General features: G+C 69.7%; 18 protein-coding genes and 2 pseudogenes. 10 read left to right on the top strand and 10 right to left on the bottom strand.

The genetic code is table 11. The annotated features are described in order from the left end of the window. Positions 1-6: 6 nt before the first annotated feature. Positions 7-909 carry a LysR family transcriptional regulator gene (locus tag OO70_RS08010; RefSeq protein WP_043666125.1) on the bottom strand — a complete coding sequence of 301 codons (903 nt, stop codon included), beginning with the start codon at positions 907-909 and terminating at the stop codon, positions 7-9. A gap of 320 nt (positions 910-1,229) precedes the next feature. Here OO70_RS08010 and OO70_RS08005 point away from each other — a divergent pair, with 320 nt between their 5' ends. Then, positions 1,230-1,541: an EthD family reductase gene (locus OO70_RS08005; RefSeq protein ID WP_043666123.1), complete on the top strand. Its 312-nt coding sequence runs from the start codon at positions 1,230-1,232 to the stop codon at positions 1,539-1,541. Between the two features lie 109 nt (positions 1,542-1,650). Further along, entirely contained in the window at positions 1,651-2,520 is an 870-nt protein-coding gene (locus OO70_RS08000; RefSeq protein WP_051740870.1) for a PhzF family phenazine biosynthesis protein, read from the top strand. A 109-nt stretch (positions 2,521-2,629) separates the two neighbouring features. Here the strand turns inward: OO70_RS08000 and OO70_RS07995 are convergent, their stop codons facing one another. From OO70_RS07995 to OO70_RS07965, 7 genes are all read right to left on the bottom strand, one after another. Further along, positions 2,630-3,019 carry a recombinase family protein gene (locus OO70_RS07995; protein ID WP_051740867.1) on the bottom strand — a complete coding sequence of 130 codons (390 nt, stop codon included), beginning with the start codon at positions 3,017-3,019 and terminating at the stop codon, positions 2,630-2,632. A gap of 307 nt (positions 3,020-3,326) precedes the next feature. Beyond that, positions 3,327-4,262: an SGNH/GDSL hydrolase family protein gene (locus tag OO70_RS07990; RefSeq protein ID WP_043666120.1), complete on the bottom strand. Its 936-nt coding sequence runs from the start codon at positions 4,260-4,262 to the stop codon at positions 3,327-3,329. A gap of 110 nt (positions 4,263-4,372) precedes the next feature. Next, the gene (locus OO70_RS07985) at positions 4,373-5,029 is read right to left on the bottom strand and encodes a response regulator (protein ID WP_043666117.1); all 657 of its coding nucleotides are present in this window, start codon (positions 5,027-5,029) and stop codon (positions 4,373-4,375) included. After that, positions 5,026-6,330, bottom strand: a complete 1,305-nt coding sequence (locus OO70_RS07980; RefSeq protein WP_043666115.1) for a sensor histidine kinase — start codon at positions 6,328-6,330, stop codon at positions 5,026-5,028. Before OO70_RS07980 ends, OO70_RS07985 begins: the two co-directional genes overlap by 4 nt. A 155-nt stretch (positions 6,331-6,485) precedes the next feature. Further along, positions 6,486-8,951, bottom strand: a complete 2,466-nt coding sequence (locus OO70_RS07975; RefSeq protein ID WP_051740864.1) for an MMPL family transporter — start codon at positions 8,949-8,951, stop codon at positions 6,486-6,488. 180 nt (positions 8,952-9,131) lie between these two features. Then, the gene (locus tag OO70_RS07970; RefSeq protein WP_043666112.1) at positions 9,132-10,112 is read right to left on the bottom strand and encodes an NADPH:quinone reductase; all 981 of its coding nucleotides are present in this window, start codon (positions 10,110-10,112) and stop codon (positions 9,132-9,134) included. 20 nt (positions 10,113-10,132) lie between these two features. Next, the gene (locus OO70_RS07965; protein ID WP_043666109.1) at positions 10,133-10,663 is read right to left on the bottom strand and encodes a PadR family transcriptional regulator; all 531 of its coding nucleotides are present in this window, start codon (positions 10,661-10,663) and stop codon (positions 10,133-10,135) included. A gap of 167 nt (positions 10,664-10,830) precedes the next feature. Here OO70_RS07965 and OO70_RS56630 point away from each other — a divergent pair. After that, positions 10,831-12,231, top strand: a pseudogene (locus OO70_RS56630) (MFS transporter). Positions 12,232-12,378: 147 nt separating this feature from the next. Here the strand turns inward: OO70_RS56630 and OO70_RS07955 are convergent. Further along, positions 12,379-12,816 carry an MFS transporter gene (locus OO70_RS07955; protein WP_043666105.1) on the bottom strand — a complete coding sequence of 146 codons (438 nt, stop codon included), beginning with the start codon at positions 12,814-12,816 and terminating at the stop codon, positions 12,379-12,381. 164 nt (positions 12,817-12,980) lie between these two features. Between OO70_RS07955 and OO70_RS53650 the strand changes: the two are divergent. Then, positions 12,981-13,502, top strand: a pseudogene (locus OO70_RS53650) (SDR family oxidoreductase); the annotation flags it as partial. A gap of 187 nt (positions 13,503-13,689) precedes the next feature. Beyond that, positions 13,690-14,730, top strand: a complete 1,041-nt coding sequence (locus OO70_RS07945; RefSeq protein ID WP_043666102.1) for a LacI family DNA-binding transcriptional regulator — start codon at positions 13,690-13,692, stop codon at positions 14,728-14,730. Positions 14,731-14,794: 64 nt separating this feature from the next. Here the strand turns inward: OO70_RS07945 and OO70_RS07940 are convergent, their stop codons facing one another. Further along, on the bottom strand, positions 14,795-17,062 hold the full coding sequence (locus OO70_RS07940; RefSeq protein ID WP_051740859.1) for a glycosyl hydrolase family 95 catalytic domain-containing protein: 2,268 nt from the start codon (positions 17,060-17,062) through the stop codon (positions 14,795-14,797). Between the two features lie 236 nt (positions 17,063-17,298). Between OO70_RS07940 and OO70_RS07935 the strand changes: the two genes are divergently transcribed. The 5 genes from OO70_RS07935 to OO70_RS07915 all read left to right on the top strand — a co-directional run bounded on the left by OO70_RS07935 (position 17,299) and on the right by OO70_RS07915 (position 24,198). After that, on the top strand, positions 17,299-18,333 hold the full coding sequence (locus OO70_RS07935; RefSeq protein ID WP_043666099.1) for a LacI family DNA-binding transcriptional regulator: 1,035 nt from the start codon (positions 17,299-17,301) through the stop codon (positions 18,331-18,333). 278 nt (positions 18,334-18,611) lie between these two features. Next, positions 18,612-19,895 (top strand): ABC transporter substrate-binding protein, encoded by a 1,284-nt coding sequence (locus OO70_RS07930; protein WP_051740857.1) that lies wholly within the window; start codon positions 18,612-18,614, stop codon positions 19,893-19,895. A gap of 14 nt (positions 19,896-19,909) precedes the next feature. Beyond that, a complete protein-coding gene (locus tag OO70_RS07925; protein WP_407702752.1) occupies positions 19,910-20,842 on the top strand; it encodes a carbohydrate ABC transporter permease in 933 nt (310 codons plus the stop codon). Next, entirely contained in the window at positions 20,839-21,657 is an 819-nt protein-coding gene (locus OO70_RS07920; protein ID WP_043666096.1) for a carbohydrate ABC transporter permease, read from the top strand. Before OO70_RS07925 ends, OO70_RS07920 begins: the two co-directional genes overlap by 4 nt. Positions 21,658-21,882: 225 nt before the next feature. Further along, positions 21,883-24,198 (top strand): beta-xylosidase/alpha-l-arabinosidase, encoded by a 2,316-nt coding sequence (locus OO70_RS07915; RefSeq protein WP_234336780.1) that lies wholly within the window; start codon positions 21,883-21,885, stop codon positions 24,196-24,198. Positions 24,199-24,416 lie beyond the last annotated feature (218 nt).

Genomic DNA, 24,416 nt, shown 5'->3' with positions numbered 1-24,416 from the left:
TGCGCGTCAGTCCGGCAGCCAGTGCAGCTCGTGCGCCAGGGTTTTGGCGAGGGCACGGATGCGGCGGTGTAGCGGCGACTGCTCGCGTGGGAGGACCAGGTGGATCGTCAGGCTGGGCGCGCCCCGCAGCGGTCGCCAGGTGAGACCGGCCGGTGATGCCGTGACCGCGGCTTCTCCGGCCGGGGCGAGGGTGACCCCGTCGCGCAGGTCGCGCTGAGACATGTCGAAAGAGACTGCGGGCGTGTGGAACCGGGGGTGTGGTCGGGTGTCTCGGAACAGTGCGGACAGCTGATCGTGGATCACGGGGTTGGCCGCACGGTCCAGGAGTCGCAGCGGATACGCGGCCGCGTCGGCGATCTCGATCTCCGGGTGTTCGGCCAGCGGATGGTGCTGCGCCAGCTGGACCCCGACGCGCTCACGCCGCAGCAGGAACCGGCGCACGCCACGGCCCGGCTGTTCACCGCGGGTGATCCCGGCATCGATGCGGCCGTCGGCGACCGCGGGGGAGATCTCCGGTGTCGCCATCGGGACCGCGCCGACCTCGAGTCCGCTGTTGCCGCGAATCAGCCTGTCCACCAGGGCCGGTGCCGTCTCGGCCCCGACGCTGAGGCTGTATCCGATGCGCAGCGTGCCCAGTTCACCGGCCGCCGCGCTCCGGGCGGTGTCCCATGCCCGGTCCAGCGCCGCCAGCGCGGGCGGCGCGGACTCCGCCAAAGCCGCACCGGCCGTGGTCAATACGACGCTACGCGTGTTGCGGACCAGCAGGGCCGTACCGAGTTCCGTCTCCAATCGGCGCATCCGGGCGCTGAGTGCGGGCTGTGCGATACCGATCCGTGCGGCCGCGCGGGTGAAGTTCAACTCCTGCGCCAGCACCAGGAAGTAACGCAGGCTCACCGTATCCGGCGCCACGTGCCCTCCCTGCCGATTGATAACGATCCGTTCTGAGTCTATCCCGTACCGGTCTTTCCCCCGACCGCACATCAAGCCCTAACCTGCGCATATGACGATTCAACTGACCGCAGGATTAGACATCGCGCTCACGCACACCGCCGATTTCGAGTCCGCCCTCACGCCTCTCGCGAAGGCCGCGGCAACCCAGCCCGGTGCGCTCGACTTCCGTCCTCACCCGGATCCCGATACTCCGCACCTGGCGAGGTCGGCGGCAGTTCTTGGCAGGAGCTCCCAGGTCACCCGGAGAGTTACGGTCTCGCCTCTCGACGGAGGTCGTCATGCATAAGTTGGTGGTCCTGTATTCCAAGCCCGCCGACCCTGACCACTTCCGCGACTACTACGTGACCAACCACCTTCCACTGGTCATGAATTGGCCCGGCCTGCTTGCGTGGCGCTACAGCTTCGACGTGGCGGCGACCAAGGGAGAAGCGCCGTATTTCGCGGTCTTCGAAGGCGACTTCGCCGACGCCGCCGCCATGGCCGCGGCGCGGGCGTCGCCGCAAGGCCGGCGGGTGGCCGCCGATGTCGCCAACTACGCCACCGGCGGTGCGGTCGTCATCCACTATCCGGTGCAGGACGGCACCGGCTGAGGCAGGCCGGCACGCTCCGGGACGCGTTCGGTCGGCCGTTGCGGCCAGGTCCGGCCATCGGCGGACGCCGTTCGCGGGTGCCGGTTCGTTGAGCGTCAAAGGTGGGCCGATGTCCTGGCCGGATGTCACGGTGGTTGATGCGTGCGTGCGGCGCGACGGCCGGGGCGGCAGCGCCACGCCCGTCACCGACGACGACCCGGCGGCGACGGACGCGGACCGGCGTGCGGTCGCTGCTGCGGACGGCACCTCGCACGCGGCGTTCCTCGGCCCGGGGCGGACGCCGGACGATGGCTGGCCGGTCCGGTTCTTCACCGCCACCGCCGAACTGTCCGGCTGCGGCCACGGCACCATTGCCGCGCAGGCCGTCCGGTTGACCCGCACCGCGCTGGGCGAGCTGAACGACCGCCAACACACCGGCGGGCGCACGTTCGACACCGTCGCGATCCGCCGCCCCGCCGGCATCGAGGTGTGGTTCGACCAGGGCCTCGTCGCGCTGCGTCACCCGGCACCGGACGAGCGCGCCGCGATCGTCGCCGCGCTCGGGCTCACCGCGGACGACCCGCATCCGACCGACGCGCCACTGATCGCCGCGCCCGGCGTACCACGCATGCTGGTACCGGTCCACGACCGGTCGGCGCTGCTCCGAGTCCACCCACACCTCGGCAGGCTGACAGCGGCGTGCCAGTGGTACGGGCTCCTCGGCTGTTTCGTGTACGCACCGCCGGTGGGCGACCGACCGGGTGCGGCGCGGATGTTCACGCCGGCGATCGGTGTCGACGAGGACGTCGCCAACGCCAACAGCACCGGCTGCCCGGCCGCCCACCTGCTCGACACGACAGGGGCGCAGACGGTCGCGATCGAGGTGGAGCAGGGCGACACCCTCGGTCGACCGGCCGGCGTGCTCACTTCGGCCCGACGCGGGCCGGCGGGCATCACGACCCGGGTCGGCGGGTTGGCGTTGGTCCGCGACGGACACTGAGGCGACGACTGGACCGTCCTCTTCCGCGATCCGCGATCCGCGATCCGCGATCTGCGCATGGGGCTGGGGCTGTCCGCTGGGGTCAAGCGTTGGCACCCGGTGGCGGGCGTCAGCGGGACGCGGTGTCGAGGGCGCGGCTGAGTGTCCATCGGGAGACGCGTAGCTTGGCGGCGACGACGGTTCGGGTGTGTCCGGCGCCGAGCAGGATGCGGGCGTCGGTGATCTGTTCGGAGGTCAGGGCGCGAGGGCGGCCGCCGACGCGGCCTCGGGCGCGGGCGGAGTCGAGGCCTTCGCGGGTGCCTTTGACGATCTGCTGACGTGGGAACTTGGCGATGGCGGCGAACACGGTGAAGATCAGTTCGCCGCACATGTCGTCGCTGGTGTCGAGCACGATGCAGTCGAGGGTGCGGAAGTGGCGGCCGTTGGCGTGCAGGTCGTCTTCGACGATGACGAGGAGTGCGTGCCGACCATCCTTCCGGCCGCGTGTATGGCCCTGCACCGCTTCGGGGCATCTGAGGAGCGGCATTCGGGGCGGGGCGTTGACGTGAGCCCGCACCGCCCGGCCGTTTCATAGGTGTTCGCTCATGAAACAGTTCGGGGTGTGGGCGACGGCTTCCGGCCACGGATCCCGGGATTTTTCGGATCGTGGCCGGGCCCTTCACCCGCACCGGGCGCCTGTCCCCACGGACGGCCGATGCGGACCGGACGCGCGCTCCGCTTGAGTACGCGCGACCGGAGTCGCGGGCGCAGGAGGCAGGCCGGAGTTGCCTGCCCGATGGCCTCGTTGCTCTCTGACTGTGGTGTCCTCAGCTCTTGACGGTGCTCAGGACTGCGGTGGCCATGCCCTGTTCGCCCCGTTCGTTGGGGTGGACCATGGCGGCGGGGCTGCTGGGCTTGAGGGGTTCGATCCATCGGGTGGCCGCCGGGGAGCAGGCGTCGTGGCCGGCGGACGGGGTGAAGGTGTCGACGTACGTGGCTCCTGCGGCTCGCGCGCGTTCGCCGAGCATGGTGTTGAGTTCCTGCTGTTTCTGGCGCAGGAACGTGACGTCGCCGGGGGCGATGGGCAGGCCGCGACCGCAGTGTGTGCCCTTGGCGGGCAGGATCGACGGGTAGCCGACGACGTAGACCCGGGCGTCGGGCGCACGGCGTTGGATCTCGTTCAGTGCGCGGGTGAGGCGGTCACCTGCGGTGCGGATCTTCTGGGCCACCTTGTCGGTGCCGCCGGAGGTGTACTTCTCCGCGCAGGGTGCCTTGTCGGTGATGTCGGTGATGCGCTCGGCCAGTTTGAAGAGCGTTCCGGTGCCTACGCACTTGGTGATCATCGAGCTGAAGCCGATGTCGTTGCCGCCGATGCCGAGCGTGACCAGCCGCGTGTCGGTGGTCAGCGCGGAGAGTTGTGCGGGGTTGGTGCCGTTGCCGGTGGACTGAGGGGTGGTGAGGTCGGAGATGGTGGCGCCACTGCAGCTGACGTCACGGAAGTCGGCAGCCTTCAGGCCGAGTTCCTTGGCGACCAGGGCCGGGTAGTTGCGGCCGGAGCGGTCGCAGCCGGCCGGAGTGCCCGTCTGAGGAGGGATCTTGGGGCCCGAGGTGTACGAGTCGCCGAGTGCGACGTACGGCCCCTTGGATATCTCCTTCACTTTGGTCTTGGCGCTGCTGTCGGCGCTCTGTCCGATGCTGACGGCGGTGATCAGTACCCCGCAGGCAAGGGCCACGCCCATGCCGGTTCGTGCCAACGGTCCCATTGCTGTGTCCTGTTCTTCGTTGCGGATGCTGGGCTGCGGGGACGTGGCGGTACACATGGAGCGGTGTCGGTGTGGCCCTTGGGGGTCGGGCGAGCGGGGCGGGGCGCGGTTTACGACGGGCGGACGAGTCCGGTGTCGTAGGCGAAGATGACGGCCTGCACGCGGTCGCGGGCGTCGATCTTCGTGAGGATGCGGCCGATGTGGGATTTGATCGTGGATTCGGCGAGGTGGAGACGCTCGGCGATCTCCTGGTTCGTCCAGCCGGTGGCCATGGCGGTGAGGACTTCGCACTCGCGTTGGGTCAGGTCGTCGAGTCGGCGCTGCTGCTGAGGGCTGTGCCCGGGGAGGCGGTCGCTGAAGGCGTCGATCAGTTTGCGGGTGAGGCCCGGGGAGATGACGGCGTCGCCGGCGGCCACCGCCCGTACCCCGGCGACGAGTTCGTCGGGCTGGGCGTCCTTGAGCAGGAAGCCGCTGGCTCCGGCACGCAGGGCGTCGTAGGCGTATTCGTCGAGGTCGAAGGTCGTCAGCACCAGGATGCGCGAACGGCCGCCGGACTCCACGATGCGGCGGGTGGCCTCGATGCCGTCCATGCCGGGCATCCGGACGTCCATGAGGACGACGTCGGGCCGGAGTTCGGCAGTCATACGGACCGCTTCACCGCCGTTGGTGGCCTCACCGACGACGTTCATGTCGGACTGGGCCTCCAGGAGCATGTTGAAGCCCATCCGTTGCAGGGCCTGGTCGTCGACGATGAGGACGGTGGTCATGAGGGGTGCTTCTCCGGGGAGTTGGGCTGCGGGCTGGGGACGAGAAGGGCGCGGACGGACCAGCCGCCGTGAGCGTTGCGGCCTGCGGTGACGGTGCCCTGGTAGAGGGCGGCGCGTTCGCGCATGCCGACCAGGCCACGGCCACCGCCCGCGCGGGGACGGTTCGCCGAGGGTGTGCGGGCCGGTCCTGTGTCCTCAACGGTGACGCGTACGGCGTCCGGGTCGGCGGTGAGGGACACATGGACCGAGGTGTCGGGGGCGGCGTACTTGACGGTGTTGGTCAGGGCTTCCTGGATGATGCGGTAGACGGAGAGCTGGATCCCGGGAGGCAGGTCGGTGATGTTGCCGTGGGAGTCCAGGGTGACGGTGGGACCGGCCGCGCGGACGCGGTCCAGTAGCGAGTCGAGGTCGGTCAGGCCGGGCTGCGGGGCGAGCGGCTTGTCGCCCGGCGGGTCGTCCTCCTCGCCGATGACGGAGAGCAGGCGGCGCAGTTCGGCCAGTGCGTCACGGCCGCTGGTGCTGATGATGCGGAGAGTCTGGGCCCCGCGTTCCGGCTTCTTCTCGGCGAGGGCGGCGGCGCCGTCGGCGAGACCGACGATGACGGCGAGAGTGTGGCCGAGGATGTCGTGCATCTCCCGGGAGACCCGGGCACGTTCCTGCGCTGTGGCCAGGCGGGCCTGCTGGTCGCGTTCCTTCCTCAGGGCGTCGATGGAAGCAATGGCCAGACGACTGAGCAGACCCAGCGCGGCGAACGCCGCCATCGCGGTCATCGCCAGCAGGGTCACGACCTCGGGGCGTGTGGCGTGTTCCAGTTGGCCGCCCCGCCAGAAGACGGCGGCCCACGCTCCGAGCTGCACGGTGGTGATGCCGACGGCGAGGGCGAGTTGTCGGGGGGTGCTGTAGCGGCCGACGTTGAACAGGGCCACGACCCGTGCGGACTCGGCTCCGGTCAGTACTCCCAGAGGGAGGGCCACCACGGAGGCGGCGGTGGTCAGGGCGAAGACCAGCATGGGCCGGCGTTCCCGCCACAGGAGGGGGAGGGTGAACGCGACGATGAGCGCCAGCTGGGCCGGGACGTCGCCGGTGTTGTAGGGGTTGAGGTAGGAGTTGATGCCGAGCGCGGCGCAGAAGGCCGGTACCCCCCAGTGCCGGACCTTGGGGTGGGCCCGGTCGGCCCGCCGCAGCGCGGCCAGCCGGAAGATGACCGAGGCGATCACGCGCTGTTCGGAATCGCTGGTCAGGGTCTCCAGGACCCGGCGGTTGTCCGGGCCGGGGGCCGCGGGGGCGCTCGGTGTGGTCACGGGGGTCCTTCACGGGTCGGGAGGCCGCCCTCCGGTCCCGGGGGATTGGACCGGTGGGCGGGGCTGGGGGATCGGCCGGTGGGAGGCGGCCGATCCGGTCGGGGGTCGAACAGCGGTCGGCAGTGGTCGCTGTTGCGACGCGTCTCCGTCAGCTCTTAGCTCTTACGGAACAGTCTGTTCCGCAGCCCCCTCGTCGGCGTTGCTTTCGGCTCGGCCGTGTCGGCAGACGGGGCGGCGTCGCCATCGCGTGCGCGGCGCTGTCCGAGGCCGGGCAGTCCCGGGATCCTTCCACGGTGGTGCCGGGGGAGCGGTGACGCGAAGCCCGTCGTGTGCGAGTCGTCGGCGCCGGAGCCGCTGGTGAGGAGTGACGGGGCCGCGTGGTTGTCCGAGCCCTGGTGGCCTCCCGCGGGTACGCCGGCGAATACGGGTTCGGGTGCGGTGCTCGTCTTCTCGGCGGCCAGGGCCTGGCGCAGCTTCTCACCCTCGACGTCCACGTTGGGCATGGCCCGGTCCAGCCACTTGGGCAGGGCCCAGGCGCGGCGCCCGAGCAGGGTCATGACCGCCGGGACGATGGTCATACGGACCACGAAGGCGTCGAAGAACACGGCGGAGCCGAGGCCGAGCCCGATGGACTTGATGAGTGCCACGTCGTCGAGGAGGAAGCCGGAGAACACCGAAATCATGATGATCGCCGCCGCGGTGACCACGCGGGCACTGTGCTTGAAGCCCTGGACGATGGCCTGGGTGGGTTCGGCACCGTGGACGTACTCCTCCCGCATCCGGGTGACGAGGAAGACCTCGTAGTCCATGGCGAGTCCGAAGACCACGCCGATCAGCAGGATGGGCAGGACGCTCACGATGGGCGCGGTTTCCTGGATGCCGAAGAGGCCCTTGAGCCAGCCCCATTGGAAGACGGCGACGACGACGCCGAGTGTGGCGCCCACGCTGAGGAGGAAGCCGAGGGCTGCCTTGAGCGGGACCAGGATCGAGCGGAAGACCAGCAGGAGCAGAACCAGCGCCAGGCCGACCACGATCGCCAGGTAGGGGATGAGGGCCTGGGCGAGCTTCGTGGAGACGTCGATGTTGACGGCGGTGGTGCCGGTCACCATCAGGTCGGCACCCGTGTCGTTGTGCAACGTGCCGCTCTGGGCGCGAATGTCCTTGACCAGGTCCTTGGTGGCCTGGCTGCTCGGCGCGCTCTTCGGGATGGCCCCGATCAGGGCCACGTCTCCGGCCTCGTTGAACGCGGCGTCGCGCACCGCGGCCACGTCGGGCAGCTTCTTGATCCGCGTCACCGCGTCCGAGGCGGCTGCCTTCGGGTCCTTGCTGTCACGGGCGTCGACCACCACGGTCAGGGGACCGTTGAAGCCGGGACCGAAGCCCTTGCTGAGGGTGTCGTAGGCGACGCGCTGGGTGCTGTCGGGGGACTTCATGGAGTCGTCGGGCAGGGCCAGGCGCAGGGACATGGCAGGGATGGTCAGCAGGCCCAGGCCGATCACCGCGACGGCGAGGACCTTGACCGGGTTGCGGGTGACGAAGCGCGCCCAGCGCACGCCTATGGCCTCGCCCTCGCCGCGTTCTTCCAGGGCGTGCATGCGGCGGCTGAGGAGCTTGCCCTTCATGATCCGCGTCCCGGCGAAGCCCAGCATCGCGGGCAGCAGGGTCAGCGCGATGAGCACGGCGACAGCGACCGCGAAGGCGGAGGCCAGGCCCATCGAGGTGAGCATCTTGATGCCGATGACACTCAGACCCGCCAGCGCGATGATCACGGTGAGGCCGGCGAAGACGACGGCGGATCCGGCGGTGCCCAGGGCCCGCCCGGCGGCCTCTTCCGGATCATGGCCGTCGCGGATCTCGTTGCGGTAGCGGGAGACGATGAACAAGGCGTAGTCGATGGCGACCGCCAGACCCAGCATCAGAGCCAGCGTCGAGGCGGCCGAGGCCATGTCCACGAACGAGGTGGCGATGGTGATGCACATGACGGCCACGCCCACGCCGAGGATCGCGGTCAGCAGCGGGAGTCCCGCCGCGATCAGCGAGCCGAAGGTGATCACCAAAACGACCGCGGCGACCGCCAGACCGATCAGTTCGGCAGCCTTGCTGGCCGCCTTGTCCTCGACCGCGTCACCACCCATGCTGACCGTCAGCCCGGCTTTGTCACCCTCCGCCGCGACCTTGTTCAGGACCTCGTGCGCGGCGCTGCTGACGTCGGACTTGGCGACCTTGTAGGACACCTGCGTGTAGGCGATGTCGCCCGACTTGCTGACCAGACCACTGGTGAACGGGTCGGAGACACTCGCCACCTGCGGCGACGCCTTCAACTCGGCCACCAGCGAGGTGATTTCAGCCTTGTTGGCGGCGGAGGTGAGCTTCTGGCCGGAGGGGGCCTCGAAGACGACCCGGGCGGTGGCGCCGGAGGCGGAGGCCTGCGGGAACTCCTTCTGCAGCAGGTCGATGGCCTTCTGGGACTGCGTGCCGGGCAGCGTGAAGCTGTCCGAGGTGGAGCCGGTGGAACTCATGGCGCCGATGCCTACGGCGGCCAGGACGGCGATCCACAACATCAGGAACAGCCGTCGTCGCCGGAAGGCGAGCCGTCCCAGTCGATAGAGGAAGGTGGCCACGGGGTACTCCCACCAGGAGAAGAGATCATTACGTGAGCAGGGCCTGATCGGCCCTTGATCTCAAGCTAGGTGCGGGTTTCCGCGCTTCCTGCCCCCTGTGGCATCGAATCGATGGGCCGCGATTAGTACCGCAGGACTAACGCCTCTCTCCTGAAAACACGGCCACTGGCCGTGCTCCGGTCAGCCGGGGACGGTGACCACCACCCTGCCCCGCCCGCCCGCGTCGACCCGTTCGTGGGCCTTGGCGATGTCCTCCAGCGGATAGCGGTCCGCGACGTCGACGGTGAGGGCGCCGACCGCGGCGGCCGCGGTCAGATCACGCGCGGCCTGTCGCTTCGCCACGGCGGGGAAGTCGTCACTGCCGAGCAGCCGCAGGGTGACATTGTTGAACAGCAGGGGCCAGAAGGGGAGTTCGGTACGGTCGGCGTGGGTGCCGTAGGCGGCGATGACGGCGTCGAGCGCGGTAACGGCATTGTCGAGGTCGGCGTTGGCCGACAAGGACACCTCGACGACGCGGTGGACGCCGTCCGGCGCGTACGAGCGGATCGCTGCCGCCGGGTCGGCCGAATCCAGGGCGACGGCGTGGGAGACGGCGGTCGCGTCGACGTGAGCGAAGTCGTCGCCGCGGCGGACGGTGCCGATGACGGTGGCGCCGCCCCAGCGGGCGAGCTGCGCGGCCAGGGAACCGACGCCGCCGAGCACACCGTGGACGAGGACGATACGGCCGTCGACCGGACCGTCCGCGAAAACGGCGCGGTGAGCGGTGATGCCGGGGATGCCCAGACTCGCGCCGAGCTCGTCGCTGAGGTGGTCGGGGAGACGTACAGCCTGCTGATCCGGTACGACGGTGTACTGGGCGGCGGTGCCGAAGGGCCGGTAGGACTGGGCGCCGTACACCCACACCCGCTCTCCGACGCGGTGGGCGTCGATGCCGTCGCCCACCGCGTCGATGACGCCGGCGGCGTCGCTGTGCGGGACGACCCTCGGATACGGCATCGAGGAGCCCAGCCAGCCACGCCGCTTCTTGGTGTCGCCGGGATTGACGCCCGAGACGGTCACGCGGACCCGCACCTCGCCGGGGCCGGGGTGGGGTTCGGGCAGTTCACCGACGTGCAGGACATCGGCGGCGGAGCCCTGCTGGTCGTACCAGGACGCGAGCATGGAGGTACCTCCGGGGTCTTTCAGGGGTTCTCGGGCGGTTGTTCGCCCAGGACCTCGCGGAGCCAGGCGCGTTCGGCGCGGCTGGTCGCGCGGGCGGTGAGAAGCAGGCCACGCCGGTAGGGGTCGGCCACCTCCTCGGCGCGCAGGGGCCGGTCACCGTCGTAGAAGAAGCTCACCGGCTCCTCCAGGAACGTCAGGCGTCGACGCAGTACCGCGTGCTGTTCGGCGGTGTCAGGGAGGTGCGAGAGGAAGGACAGCACCGTGTAGAAGCGGGTGAAGTCGGTGATCTCGTGGTCGGCCGGCTTGCGCAGACGCTCCAGCATTTCGGCGCGGCCGGCCTCGGTCAGGCTGAGCATGTAGCGGCCCGCACCCGCGCGCGGATCGGCCCGCCGTTCCAGCAGGCCCGCCTTCGCGAGGCGGTTGATGGCCGGGTAGAGGGTGCCGTCACTGACCGGGCGCGTGTAGCCGGTCAGGTCCGAAACGCGTCGGCGCAGCTCATGGCCCGGTAGGGGGCCCTCGGCCAGGAAGCCCAGTATCGCGAGTTCCAGCATGGGGCCATCTTCTCACATGCGACATCGAATCGATACTCACATCGAATCGATGTTACGGTCGTTGACGGCTCGCCTCACCGTCGAGGCCCGCACGTCCCGCAGCTCAGCTCGTCCCCGCAGGCGCGCCCCGTCGGGGACGCCGCCGACCTCCCCGAGAGCTCCGAACCATGGATCTTGATTCCTCCTCTGCCTCCATTCCGCCGGCGACCTCGCCCGCTCTGTCGCGCGAGGCGGGCCGCGTAGCCGGGCTGCCGCGTTCTTCCATGGCGGTCGCGGCGTTCTCGACGGTGGTCGAGTGGTACGACTTCACGCTGTACCTGTTCATGACCACCGTGCTGTCCAGGGTGTTCTTCGGCTCGGGAACCTCGTCCGTCCTCACCGCACTCGCGGTCTTCGCCATCGCCTACGTGATGCGCCCGTTCGGCGCGCTGGTCTTCGGTCACGTCGGAGACCGGCTGGGGCGCCGCAGGGTCCTGCTGGCCTCGATGTCCGTCATGACGGTGGCCATGCTGGTCACGGCCCTGCTGCCCACGCGCGAGCAGATCGGCTCCACGGCGGGCGTGCTGCTGTTGCTGCTGCGCTGCGTCATGGGCTTCTCGGTGGGCGGCGAGTACACCGGCGTCATGACCTACCTCGTCGAAGGCGCCCCTCCCCGGCGGCGCGGCCTGGTCGCGTCCCTGGCCTCCGCCGCCAGCGAGGTCGGCGCGCTGCTCGCAGTCGGCGCGGCCGCGCTGACCACCGCGCTGACCAGCGGCCCGGCGCTGGACTCCTGGGGTTGGCGCATCCCGTTCCTCTTCGGCGCCCTGCTCGCGGCGGGCACCCTGATAGCGCGCTCCACCATGCAGGAGTCCCCGGCGTTCGAGCAGCTCTAGCAGGCGCACGGCACCGACCGCGGCCCGCTCGGGCGGACCTTGCGAACCCAACGCCCTGCGCTGTACCGGACGTTCACGATCTCCGCGCTGGGGTCCATCACCTACTACGTGGGGATCACCTACGTCCCCACGTACCTCACGTCCGTGGGCGGCTTCGCGGAAAGTGACGCACTGCGGCTGGCGACACTGGCCTCCGCCGCAGTCATCGTCGTCACGCCCTTCGCCGGTGTGATGGCCGACCGCCTCGGGCGGCGGCCCACTCTCGTGTTCTTCGGTGTTCTGTCGTTGGTCCTGCCGGTGGCGCTGTTCGCGTTCATGACCGGCGGACACACCGTGCTCGCCCTTGTCGGAGCCGTGGTCCTGGCTCTCGTAGCGGGCGGGGTCAGCGCCGTGGGTGCCTCCTCCGCTCCGGAGCAGTTCCCGGTCGCCGGCCGACTCAGTGGGCTCGCTGTGGCAACGGTCGCTACGACGATCTTCGGCGGTCTGACCCCGTATGCCTCCCAGGCTCTGATAGACGGCACCGGATGGCGTCTTGTCCCCGGGATCATGGTCGCCGGCATTGCTCTCCTGGCCTTGCCCGTTCTCTGGCGCCTGCCGGAGACGGCGCCGTCCCTGCTTGTCCCTGCCGAGGACGACGCCGGCCCGGAGAGCCGAAGAAACCTTGAGGAACGTCCGACGCCCGCAGGCTCAAGCTGACGGCGATCGCGTCATGCCCCCGGGCCCGCTGGAGCAGACGTCTGCCAGGTGGTCTGGCCCCGAACTCGCCGCACATTTCCGGGAGTTGTCGCGGCATTGGTGATCGGTCGGTCTTGGTGTGTTCCGGTCGGCTTCGGCCGTCAGGTTTCAGAGGTCGGGCCTGCCCGCGACCGTCTCCACGACGGGTCGGGAGCCCGGAGCGGTGTCCGTCGACCGCGGGCGGGGGATGAGGGCCGCGGCGGCGAAGGCCACGGCCGCGGCGGCGACACCTATCGCCAGCACCGTCCGCAGCCCACTCTCCGAGGGCAGTTCGACACCGTGGAAGCCGGTGGTCATGTGGGCGATGACCATGCCTGGCACGGTACTGGCGACCGTGTTGCCGATGGCCCGCATCAGCGTGTTGAGGCTTGTGGCGGCCGCGGTCTCGGACAGGGGAATCGCGCCCATGATGAGTGTGGGCAGCGCGGCGTAGTCGAGGCGGGTACCGACGCTGACGATGCAGGAGGCGACGATGAGCTGCCAGACCTCGGACATCATCACCATGCTGAGGAGGTAGCCGAGCCCGATGATCGTGGAGCCGAGCATGAGGGTGAACCTCGGCCCCTTGGTCCTGGCGACGTCCGAGGGAGGGCATGCCGTCGTCCATACCGCCCTGGACGCCTACGGCACCGTGGACATCGTCGTCGACAACGCGGGCATCTTGCGGGACGCACCGTTCCACGCCATGACGGCGGAGCTGCTCGGCGGCCGGACTCCTGGACACCGCGAACAAGAGCAACTACGGCGCCGCCAAGACGGGCCTGATCGGCCTCACCCGCGTCCTGGCCGCCGAGGGGTCCGCATACGGCACCAACGTCGACGCCGTGGCCCCGATCGCGCTCACCCGCATGCTCACCCAGTCCATGACGCGAACCGGGGAACAGGGGAAGACCCCCGAACGACAGCCCGAACGAGAGCCTGGACGTGCCGGGCAGGCGATGACCGTGGAACGCATGAAGTCCTTCGTCGCCAAGCTCGATCCGGCGCTCGTCGCGCCGGCCGTCGCCTACCCGGCACACGAGGACTGTCCCGTCTCCGGCGAGATGTACACGGTGGGCGCCGGTCACGTCTCGCGGTTCTTCGTCGGCAGAACGGACGGCTACTTCAACTCGGCTCTGTCGATGGAGGACGTCCGGGATCACTTCGACGACATCCGTAACGAGACGGGATACACCGTCCCGAGGGATCCGGGCGAGGAGACCGGCCGGTTGTTCCGGACGGTGAACGGCTGACCGGGGAGCAAGGCGTCCTGCTCTGGCCGGGACGGCTACGGCGGGGTGCGTACCCTCGACGATTCACGAGGGGTGAGACCGACGCGGTGCGCTGGCCGTCGTCGACGCAGCAGCCTTGTCACCGGGCCTTTCGTCCTGTTGGCTTGCGGCGGAGTTTCGAGTGGCAGCTCAAAGGCGAGGCGTACGAGTGACAGTTCGGGGCAGCGCGCGCGGGGATGCGCAGTACGGCTTGCTGACCAGCATCGCCGGCGAGGCGGGAGTGTCGCTCAGCACCGTGTCGAAGGTCGTGCACCGGCGTGCCGACGTCGGAGCGGCGACCCGCGCCCGGGTCGAGGACCTGCTGTCACGCCACGGGTATGTCCGCCCGGGAGAACCTGATCCCGCGGCGTCGCGTCAGATCATCGCGGTGTTCCGTGACCTGTCGGGGCCGTACACGCTGGAAGTCGTCCGGGGGATTGTGGACGCGGCGGACGAACTGGGCCTGGACGTGGTGACCGGGACGACGGGTCACCGTTCGATCTCCCAGTGGCTCGAGGAGTGCGTGGCACTCGACGCGGCGGGTCTGATCATCGTGATCTCCATGCTGGCCGAGGAAGACCAGCGCCGGATCGTCGAGCGGCGGCTTCCCGTGGTGCTGATCGACCCGCTGAGCGCACCGACCCACGACATTCCGAGCATTGGTGTGACGAACTGGAGCGGAGCCAGGGAAGCGGTGCAGCACCTGCTGGGCCTCGGGCACACCCGGATCGGCATGGTCGCGGGCCGTTCGCACTCGCTGGCCGGGGCGGCCCGGCTGCACGGCTATCGGGCCGCTCTGGAGGAGGCGGGGATCGCGTACGACCCGGCGATCGTGCGCTCGACCGACTTCGACTTCGAAGAAGGGCTGCTCGCCAGCCTGCAGATCCTGCGCTCCGCGAATCCACCCACCGCCGTCTTCGCGGCGAGTGACGCGCAGGCGCTCGGCGTCCTGGAAGCGGCCCGTCAGCACGGGTTCAGCGTTCCCGGGGACCTGGCGGTCATGTCCTTCGACGACACCCTCGTGGCGGCCATGGCCTGTCCGCCGCTGAGCGCGGTGCGCCAGCCGTTCGAGGAGCTGGGCGCCGAGGCCACCAGGGTGCTGGTGCAACTCGCCGAGGGTCGACCGCCCGCGTCGACCCGGATCGAGTTGGCGACGGAGCTCGTGCTGCGTACCTCGACGTCGGTGCGCAGGCGAGTCGATACCCAGTGAGTGACCCCAGGGCGCACGCGTTGCCCCGAGGGCGGGCGTCCCGCGTCTGCCCGCCCCTGAAGCCTCAGGCGAGCGGGACGGTCACCGTGGTGGGGACGTGCGGCAGCAGGTGTACGGTCTGTCGCTGGTCCGAGCCGTCACGGCACACGAGGACGATGTCCCGCTCAAGGGGCGAGGTGAGGACCACCTTCGTGAGGCCCTCGGACACATCCCACGTCAGTTCGTCGACGGAGACCCCGGCGCGCGTGGCGAGGCCGCGCAGGCTGCCGGACCGCCACTCCGGGGGCCGGGCGGGCAGGAGTTCCACGATCCCGGGCCGGGAGTCGAGCAGCATCTCCACGACCACGGCCGGCAGACAGTGGGCGGCGTCCGCGTTGTAGATCTCCAGATCGGGGTTGTGCGAGGTCATCAGTGACCGGAAGACCATGTTCCGGCCGACGATCTTGAGGACGTTCTCCTTCGCCGTCTCGCTGTCCTTCAGGCGTGCGGCGACCAGGGCGCGGTGCAGGCTGCCGTGTGCGGAGAGGTTCTCGTCACCCCGTCGCAGCAGGGCTTCGCGGGCGGCGGCGGCCAGGTCCGGGGTGTCGTCCGGGGTGATGTCGTGCAGCGGCCACACCGGGTAGAGGTGGCTGATGTGCCGGTGCGCGTCGGCGGTCTCCAGTCCCGGCCACGCCCACTCGGCGAGCGCCCCCTGCCCGTCGACGCGGTAGGGCGGCAGCCGCTCCGCCAGCGCGCGCCAGCGGCCGACCGCCGTCTGCTCGATGCCGAGGCGGGTGCAGACCTCGGCGGCCGTGGCGAGCGCGTGCCGGGCCGCGGCCAGGTCCATGGTGGCGTTCACCCCGGACATGCCCTGCCCGTTGCGAGGGCCGACCTCGGGGGAGTAGGAGGGGACCAGGACGACGTGTCCTTCGTCGTCCTCGCGGGTGAGGAAGTCCTCGAAGAAGAGGGCGGCCTCGACGAGCCAGGGGGCGAGGGTGCCGGCGAGGAAGTCGTCGTCACCGGTCGTCTGCCAGTACTCGTACAGCGGGAACAGCAGCCAGTCCGCGCCCGCCAGCCACATGGTCCAGGGCCAGTCGTCGTTCAGGTGGAAGAGCAGCCCGTGCTCGCCGTCCGTCCGGCTGGGGGCCAGGATCCCGCGGGTGCCGTAGATCGTGCGGGCGTTGGTGCGCCAGTCGTCGATCTGCCCGTCGATCAAGGCGGCGTACGACGCGATGAGTTCGGGCATGCCGGTGAGGACCGCTCCGGCCATCTGGAGGTTGATGTTGGCGTCGGTGGTGTAGTCGCCGGACCAGGCGGCGCCCCATTCGCCCAGCCACAGGCCGGTCAGCCGGGGCGGCAGTACCCCGCTGGAGCTGAGCAGCAGGTAGCGGCCGGAGTGGAAAAGCGCCTCGACCAGCGCGCCGTCCAGCGTCTTGGTGTCGGCACGGGCGATCAGGTCGCCGATGGGGAGGCCGCGGTCGCTGTCGGGCACACCCAGGTCGAGTTCGGCGCGGCCGTAGAGCTCGCCGTGGATGGGCACATGCCGGGAGAGCAACTCGTCGTATTCGGCGGGCAGTTCAGCCAGGACCGTGCGGAGCGCGTCGATGCGGGGGAGGGGCGCCGACCGGTCCATCCGGGTCAGCAGAACGACGCGTGTCGCTCCGTCGACACGGACCGTGTCCCCTTCCGCCGCGACCCGGCCGCCCGTGACGACGGCCCGGGTCACGCCGGTGAATCCCGCCGCGCCGGGACCGGGCGGATACTCGCCCACGACGGCGAGTGACGCCTCGCCGTCCCCGGTGACCTCGGCGGATGTCGTGAAAGTCACCTCGGCGGGGCGGCCGGCCAGCTCGCCGGACAGCCGTATGGCCAGGTCGAGCTGCGGACCGGTGATCTCGACGACCGCGACGGCGTCGGCGCGCGACACGAACGCACGCCGTACCCACTCCCGTTCCCCGTCGGACCAGGTGACCCGCACCTCGCCGGTGGCGAAGTCGGTGACTCGGCGGTAGTGCTCGACAGGGCCGTCCCCGGCAGTCGTATCCACATAAAGCATGTGTCCCGGATGGAAGGACTGTGTCCAGGCCATCCCCCTGTCGTCGGAGAACTCGCGCTGTGCCCGCTCCCGTTCACCGGCGAGGGCCAGGTCGCGGACCTGTTCGAGACGGTCGGCGACCGCCGGCGGCCGCATCCCTAGGGACTCGTTGGGCAGCACGTAACGGTGGTGGTTGTGAACGATCCGCTCCCGGTGGGGATGCCCGAACACCATGATTCCGTACTCGCCGTTGCCGGAGAGGAAAGCGTCCTCCCAGCGGGCGGCAGGCTGTGTGTCGTGGATGCTGTGCACCGGCATACCCGGCCTCCCGGACGTTACGTGCCTGAGCGGCTCGAACAGGCTGCGGGGGAGCCTATAAGAGGCGGGCGATCGGGTTGCGAAAGACTTTCGCAACCCTTGAGCACTCGCGTTTCCGCAGGTGTACGGGGCTTTCGGCGCTCCGCAACGGCCTGCCGTGATCGAACCGGCGTGTACGTTCACTCAGCACGCGCTCAGAACAGGCCAACGGACGCGCAGGGGAGGTCCACACCGCAGTGACGGGCCCAACCAGTTCGCGCCGGAACGCTCAGTACGGGCTTCTCGCCTCGATAGCCGACGAAGTCGGCGTCTCGCCGGCGACCGTGTCCAAGGTCGTCCACAGGCGGCGTGACGTGTCCGAGGTGACACGCGCCCGCATCGAGGCGCTGCTGACCGAGCGGGGCTTTGTCCGCACGTGGGAGACCGAAGCCCGTCGGCGACGGCAGATCCTCGCGGTGTTCCGGGACCTGGCGGGACCGTACACCCTGGAAGTGGTCCGCGGCATCGTGGAGTCGGCGGCCGAGATCGGTGTCCACACGACCGTCGGCACGACGAGTCGGCGCTCGATCGCACAATGGCTGGAGGAGTGCCAGAAGCTGGACGCCCTCGGGGTCGTCATCGTCATCTCCACTCTCGTCGAGCGGGACGAGCGCCGGATCCTGGAGCAGCGGATTCCGGTGGTGCTCGTCGATCCCCTGAACGCGCCGTCCGGGGACATCCCCAGTGTCGGGGTGGCGAACTGGCACGGCGCGACGACCGCTGTCCAGCACCTGATCGACCTCGGGCACCGCCGCATCGGCATGCTGGCCGGCCGGTCGCACTCCCTGGCCGGGTCCGCACGCCTGCACGGCTACCGGGCCGCCCTGACGGAGGCCGGGATCCCTTACGACGCCGCGCTCGTGCGCTCGACGGACTTCGACTACGGCGAGGCGCTGCGAGCCGCCCGCAGTGTGCTGGAGCGGGACGAGAGACCGACGGCTCTCTTCGCCGCCAGTGACGTCCAGGCGCTCGGCGCAATGGAGGCCGCCCGGCAACTGGGCATCGCCGTACCGCGCCGGCTGTCGGTGATGTCGTTCGACGACACCCTCGTGGCCGCCATGGCCTCGCCGCCGCTGAGCGCGGTGAGGCAGCCGTTCAGGGAACTGGGCCAGGAGGCCACGCGTGTCCTGCTGAATCTCGCCGACGGCAGGCCTCCCGCGACGACGCGCAGGGAGCTCGCGACGGAACTGGTCGTGCGCGTGTCCACGGCGCCGCCCGAAACCGGGAAATAGGGACGAACCCGAGCCGGTTCCGCAAGCCCTCGGACTGCGAAAGTCTTTCGGAAGTGATTTCGCTCCGATATTGCCGCGGCCGAATTCCGCCGCTTAACGTGACCGACGCCAGCTCAACCGCAGGAGCAACGGAACCGCAACACTTGCGCAACAGCGCCTGACGGTCATGGCCATCGACCCAGATCCCTCAGCGCGGCAGGCCCGGGACGGCCTGCCGGGTGCGGTGCACCCGCGAAGGGGATCCTGCCGACTTCTGCCGACTCGAAAGGTGTTCAACGATGAACAGTGTGTCCCGGAGATGGTTCCTCACCGCTACGGCGGCGACCACGCTGAGCGTCACCGTGGCCGGCTGCGGTTCGTCCGGCAGCTCCACGTCCTCGCCCACGGGCAACGTCGACTTCTGGACGCTGCAGGACCCGACCAACTCGGTCCAGAAGGCCGCGGTGGACACCTTCAACTCCGCCGGCAAGGGCAAGGTCAGCATGACCGTGATCGCCACGGACGGGTACAAGGACAAGCTCCGGACCGCGATGGGCTCGGCCAAGATGCCCGGACTGTTCTTCAGCTGGGGCGGCGGCAGCCTGAACGACTACGTCACGGCCGGCAAGCTGGTCACGCTGGACACAGCCCTGGAGTCGCACTTCCTGCCCTCCGCGCTGGCCGCGGGTAAGGTCGGCGGCAAGCTGGTCGGCATCCCCTGTCGAGGCACCCAGCCGGTGTTCCTCTTCTACAACAAGAAGCTCTTCACCGACGCCGGCGTTCAGCCGCCGACGACCTACGCCGAGCTGCAGAACCTGGTCAAGGTCTTCAAGGGCAAGGGCATCACCCCCTTCGCGCTCGCCGGCAACGCCAGCTCCTCGTGGACCGAGCTGATGTGGATCGAGTACCTCGTCGACCGCCTCGCGGGGCCGGAGCTGTTCGACAAGATCCAGGGTGGCGACTGGTCGCAGTGGAAGGACCCCGCCATCCTCAAGACCGCGCAGATGATCAAGGAGTTGGTGGACAGCGGCGCGTTCGGCAAGAAGTTCGGATCGGTCAACTACGGCGCCGGCGGCACCTCCACGCTGCTCAACAAGGGCAAGGCGGCGATGGTGCTGATGGGCTCGTGGGAGTACGCGACCCAGCTGGCCGAGGCTCCCGACTTCGCGAAGAACGGCCTGGGATACGTGCCCTTCCCCTCTGTGGAGGGGGGCAAGGGCGATGCCGCCAACGTGGTCGGCAACCCCACGAACTACCTTTCGGTGACCACGTCCGCCGCCAAGCAGACCGCGACGGACTTCCTGCAGACCACCTACAGCGACAGCTATGTGCAGGGACTGGTCGAGAAGGGTGAGGTGCCGGTCACCTCCAACGCCGCGCAGTACCTCACCAAGGCGGCCGACCCGGCGTACGCCAAGTTCCAGTACGACCTGGTGCAGAAGGCACCCTCCTTCACCCAGTCCTGGGACCAGGCGCTCGGCCTCACTCTCGGCACGCCGCTGCTGACCGAGATCCAGAAGCTGTTCAACGGGCAGAGCTCGCCGGAGCAGTTCGTCAGCGCGGTTCTGGCGATCAAGAAGTAGGAAGGCGCGTCCACGTGGTCTCCGCAACGACTTCGCGTCCCGTGCACCAGCAACGGGTTCGTGACCGGGCCGCTCCGCCCACCCTGGAGCGGCCCGGCGTGGCCTGGGCGCTTCCCGGGCTGCTGTTCTTCCTCGTCTTCGCCGTCGTGCCGATGGTGGGCGTGCTGTACCTCTCCTTCACGCACTGGGACGGCCTGAACGCACCGCAGTTCACCGGCACGGAGAACTGGTCCCGGTTCTTCGGCGACAGTCAGGTCTGGCAGTCCACCCTGGTCACAGGGGCCCTGCTGATCGGGAACATCGTCGTACAGGCGCCGGTCAGCATCCTGCTGGGCGTCTGGGCGGCCGGTCCCCAGCGCAACCGGGCGGTCCTGTCAGCGCTGTTCTTCCTGCCGCTGCTGCTGTCCACAGCGGCAACGGCCGTCATGTGGCGCCAGCTCCTGGACCCGAACTTCGGCCTGCCGTCCAAGTTCGACTGGCTGTTCGGCGCCGATCCGATGGGCACCCAGCAGGGCGCGATCGCCTGCCTGGTCCTCGTGACCACCTGGCAGTTCGTCCCCTTCCACAGCCTGCTCTACCAGGGTGCCGCCCGGGCCATCCCGCACACGCTCTACCAGGCGGCGGCGATCGACGGCGCGGGACGGGTCCGGCAGTTCGTCCACATCACGCTGCCGCAGCTGCGCAACACGATGATCACCTCGACCATCTTCATGGTCGTCGGCGGCCTCACGGCCTTCGACATCGTCCTGCTGCTGACCAACGGCGGCCCCGGCACCGACACGGCGATCCTGCCGTTCTCCATGTACCAGACGGCCTTCCGGACGTACGACTACGGCTACGCGAGCGCCATCGCCAGCTTCCTGCTGCTGCTCGCCACCGCCGCCTCCGTCCTCCTCACGAAGCTCAGTGGGTACGACAAGATGACGAGCACGATGGAGGGGCTGTGAGGACGCGCCCGAACTACCTCGCCGGCGCCGCCGCTCTGGTCTGGCTGCTGATCATCGGCGTCCCGCTGTACGCGCTGGTGAACACGGCGGTACAACCGCAGACGACGTACACCGACAAGGGCCCGGTCTCGATCCCCGACACCGTGACCCTGGACAACTTCCGCACGGTCCTGGACAGCGGGTTCCTGCAGTACATCTGGAACACCGTCGTCGTCGCGGTGGCCACGGTCGCCATCGTGCTGGCGCTCGCGGTCCCGATCAGCTACGCCGTGGTGCGCGGGCGGGGCTGGCTGACCAAGGGCGTGTTCCGCCTGTTCCTGCTGGGCCTGGCGATCCCCTCCCAGGCGGTGATCATCCCGCTGTTCCTGATCATCAACAATCTCGGCTTCTACGACACCTTGTGGGGCATCATCCTGCCCACCGCCGCGTTCGCGCTGCCGGTGAGCGTGCTGGTCCTCAGCGGCGGTATGCGGGACATCTCCAACGAGCTGTACGAGGCCATGGCACTGGACGGCGCGAGCCCGGCTCGGACCCTGCTGACGCTGGTCGTTCCGATGTCGAGGTCGGCCATCGCGACCACGTGCGTCTTCACGGCCCTCCAGGCGTGGAACGGCTTCCTGTTCCCGCTGATCATGACCCAGTCGAACGACAACAAGGTGGTGACGCTGGGCTTGTACAACTTCGTCTCCGAGTACGGATCGAACGTGCCGGCCCTGCTGGCCGCGGTGCTGATGTCCGCGGTCCCCATCCTCGTCGTCTACCTCTTCGCCCGCCGCGCCCTCGTCGCGGGTCTGATGGGAGCCGGCGGCAAGTAGCGGTGCCGCGTCCCGCCGGATTCGCCCAAGCGGGACGCCACTTCGTTCGGGGCCCGGACGCCGAAGGCGCCGACTCCCCCCGTGCGACGCGGTCCGGCGTGTCTGCCTCCCCATGACCGCCGGACCGGCGTCCGGGCCCACTCCCTTCCCGGTCGACGGCGCCTCCTCGACCTCTTGGACCACTCGCGCGCTCTCGCGCACCCCCACAACAGAACGGATGAGACCTTGACGATCAGCGACGAGCGCCCGACGACCGGGCTGTGGAACGATCCCGCCCTGCCGGCGTCCGTTCGCGCGCGGGCCCTCCTCGACACCATGACCAGGGCCGAGAAGGTCGCACAGCTCGGCAGCACCTGGCCCGGCCACGACGAGTCCGGCGACGTGGCCCCGATGCAGGACACCTTCCGCGGCGCCGAGAGCTTCGAAGAAGCGATCGTCGACGGTCTTGGGCATCTCACCCGGGTGTTCGGTACGGCGCCGGTCGACCCGGAGGCGGGCCGCAAGCGCCTCGCGGAGTTCCAGGAGCGGGTGACAGCGGCGAACCGCTTCGGCATCCCGGCCATCGCCCACGAGGAGTGCCTCACCGGGTTCACCGCCTGGCAGGCCACGGTCTACCCCACACCGCTCGCCTGGGCGGCCACCTTCAACCCCGCCCTCGTCCACCGCATGGCCGCGGCCATCGGCTCGGACATGGCGGCCGTCGGCATCCACCAGGGACTGTCACCCGTCGTGGACGTCGTACGCGACTACCGCTGGGGCCGGGTGGAGGAGACCCTCGGCGAGGACCCCTACCTCGTTTCGGAACTCGGCCTGTCCTACGTGCAGGGGCTGCAGTCGGCCGGCGTCGTCGCCACGCTGAAGCACTTCGCCGGCTACTCCGCCTCCAGGGCCGCCCGCAACCACGCCCCGGCCGCCGTCGGTCCCCGCGAACTCGCTGACCTGATCCTCGTGCCGTTCGAGAAGGCCGTGGTGAAGGGCCGGGTCGGCTCGGTCATGAACGCCTACAACGACATAGACGGCGTGCCCTGTGGCGCCAGCGAGGAGCTCCTGACCCGGCTGCTGCGCGAGAGCTGGGGATTCGAGGGCACGGTGGTGTCCGACTACTGGGCGATCGCGTTCCTCGCCTCCCTGCACCACGTGGCGGCCGACATCCCGGGCGCGGCACGTGCAGCGCTCCGGGCCGGAATCGACGTCGAACTGCCCCACACCACCGCCTACGGGGAGCCGCTCCTGGACGACGGCCTGCCGGCGGATCTCGTCGACCGCGCCGTACTGCGGGTCCTGACCCAGAAGGCCGAACTCGGCCTGCTCGATCCCGACTGGAAGCCCGGACAGTACACCGCTCCCGCGGACTTCGACTCGGCCCGAAACCGCTCCATCGCCCAGGAGTTGGCCGAGGAGTCCGTCGTCCTGCTCGACAACTCCTCGGACCTGCTGCCGCTTGCCGGCGCGCGCTCCGTCGCCGTCATCGGTCCCGCGGCCGACGACGTCCGGTGCCTGTTCGGCTGCTACTCGTTCCCCAACCACGTACTGCCCCACCACCCCGACACCCCCCTGGGCTTCGAGGCGCCCACGGTGCTCGACGCCTTCCGGCGCGAGTTCCCCGACGCCGAGGTCCGCCACGAGACCGGTTGCCAGGTCATCGGGGACGACCGCAGCGGCATCGCCGCCGCGGTTGCTGCCGCCGCCGCGGCCGACGTCACGGTCCTCGTCGTCGGTGACCGCTCCGGGATGTTCGGACACGGTTCCTCCGGCGAGGGCTGCGACGTCAGCGTGCTGACACTCCCCGGAGTCCAGGACGAACTGGTGGAGGCTGTCCTCGACGCCACGAACCAAGTCGTCCTCGTCGTCCTTTCGGGCCGCCCGTACGCCATCGGCCGGCACGCCCGGCGGGCGGGCGCCACCGTCCAGGCGTTCTTCCCCGGCGAGGAAGGGGCGGCGGCGATCGCCGGTGTCCTCTCGGGTCGAATCAATCCCTCCGGGTGCCTTCCGGTCCAGATCCCGGGCGACGAGGCCGGCCAGCCGGGCACCTACCTGGCGCCTCCGCTCGCCCTCAAGAGCGACGGCGTGAGCAACATCGACCCCACACCCGCGTTCCCGTTCGGACACGGTCTCTCGTACACGACCTTCGAGATCGAGAGCGCGTCCGTCGACGAAGCCGTCGTGTCCGTCGACGCGACGATCACGTTGCGAGCCAGAGTCTCCAACACCGGTGAGCGCGCGGGCACTTGCATCCCCCAGCTCTACCTCACCGACCCGGTCGCCTCGGTCACCCGCCCGGTTCGCCAGCTCATCGCCTTCACCCGCGTCGACCTCGCCGCCGGTGAGTCCCGTGTCGTCGAGTTCGAGGTCCACACGGACATGGCCGCCTTCACCGGGAGAGACCTTCGCCGACGCGTCGAACCCGGTGACCTCACCCTCACCGTCGTCCGGTCGGCGGGCGACCGCGGCGTTCCCGTCCAGGTGACCCTGCGAGGAGACGAGCGCATCGTCGACAGCACCCGCACCATGACCACCCCCGTCAGGGTGCTCCCGGGCTGACCTCGGGCACTCCGCCGACCAGGAGGCTCCCCGTGTCAGGTGCGGGGAGCCTCCTTACACTGGCGTCCGGCGCGGGATCACGAGACCAGCCCTGCTCACTCGGAGACCATGATCCGAATCCTCACCAAGGAGCGTGGTCGGCGGCGCGAGCAGGTCCGCCCAACTGAGCCAGTTGGCGAACCGGGATCGAGGAGGCTCCGGTCTGGACGGTTCCCACG

Origin of the sequence: Streptomyces xylophagus (assembly GCF_000716435.1) — a bacterium.
GTDB classification, from domain to species: Bacteria; Actinomycetota; Actinomycetes; order Streptomycetales; family Streptomycetaceae; genus Streptomyces; species Streptomyces xylophagus.
This window is presented reverse-complemented; position numbering and strand designations above follow the sequence as displayed.

Bases quoted from the DNA above. Each gene is read 5' to 3' on its own strand.
- OO70_RS07940 (WP_051740859.1), bottom strand. From the start codon at position 17,062: ATGCCGGTGCACAGCATCCACGACACACAGCCTGCCGCCCGCTGGGAG.
- OO70_RS07965 (WP_043666109.1), bottom strand. From the start codon at position 10,663: ATGCTGGAACTCGCGATACTGGGCTTCCTGGCCGAGGGCCCCCTACCG.
- OO70_RS07930 (WP_051740857.1), top strand. From the start codon at position 18,612: ATGAACAGTGTGTCCCGGAGATGGTTCCTCACCGCTACGGCGGCGACC.
- OO70_RS08005 (WP_043666123.1), top strand. From the start codon at position 1,230: ATGCATAAGTTGGTGGTCCTGTATTCCAAGCCCGCCGACCCTGACCAC.
- OO70_RS07990 (WP_043666120.1), bottom strand. From the start codon at position 4,262: ATGGGACCGTTGGCACGAACCGGCATGGGCGTGGCCCTTGCCTGCGGG.
- OO70_RS08000 (WP_051740870.1), top strand. From the start codon at position 1,651: ATGTCCTGGCCGGATGTCACGGTGGTTGATGCGTGCGTGCGGCGCGAC.
- OO70_RS07955 (WP_043666105.1), bottom strand. From the start codon at position 12,816: ATGCTCGGCTCCACGATCATCGGGCTCGGCTACCTCCTCAGCATGGTG.
- OO70_RS07985 (WP_043666117.1), bottom strand. From the start codon at position 5,029: ATGACCACCGTCCTCATCGTCGACGACCAGGCCCTGCAACGGATGGGC.
- OO70_RS07970 (WP_043666112.1), bottom strand. From the start codon at position 10,112: ATGCTCGCGTCCTGGTACGACCAGCAGGGCTCCGCCGCCGATGTCCTG.